Origin of the sequence: Paraglaciecola sp. 20A4 (assembly GCF_011378905.1) — a bacterium.
GTDB lineage: Bacteria > Pseudomonadota > Gammaproteobacteria > Enterobacterales > Alteromonadaceae > Paraglaciecola.
In genome coordinates, this window is sequence record NZ_WTPY01000035.1 from 47,542 (window position 1) to 48,065 (window position 524).

Annotated in this window: 1 protein-coding gene; it reads left to right on the forward strand. The window is 45.4% G+C overall.

Translation table 11 applies throughout. The features are described 5' to 3' along the window. Nucleotides 1-364: hypothetical protein (locus tag GQS54_RS20565; RefSeq protein WP_166425795.1), on the forward strand; the 364-nt coding region annotated here is incomplete at its 5' end. Nucleotides 365-524: the final 160 nt, after the last annotated feature.

Here is a 524-nt window from a genome sequence, read left to right on the forward strand (position 1 = left end):
TGTTGGCAGCAAACAAGTTCCGCCGAGCTTACTTACTGTTGGCAGCAAACAAGTTCCCCCTACCTTACTTGCTGTTGGCAACAAACAAGTTCCGCCGAGCTTACTTGCAGTTGGTAGCAAACAAGTTCCGCCTACCTTACTTGCTGTTGGCAGCAAACAAGTTCCGCCGAGCTTACTTGCAGTCGGTAGCAAACAAGTTCCCCCTACCTTACTTGCTGTTGGCAGCAAACAAGTTCCCCCTACCTTACTTGCAGTTGGCAGCAAACAAGTTCCGCCGAGCTTACTTGCAGTCGGTAGCAAACAAGTTCCGCCAGCAATATTGATCGCGACAAGCTATGGAATGAAATCAACTACTATTGCTTAACCTTTTATAAATAAAGATTAGGCTGAACTAGAACAATAAGCGCTTAGCACTGCAGACGATAAAGAATGCATAGCCTCAAGATTGGGTAAGCGTCTCGTAAAGGCCGTCTTTTAGATATCAATTCTGCACCGCACAATAATGTCTTTGATAATAATCGAGG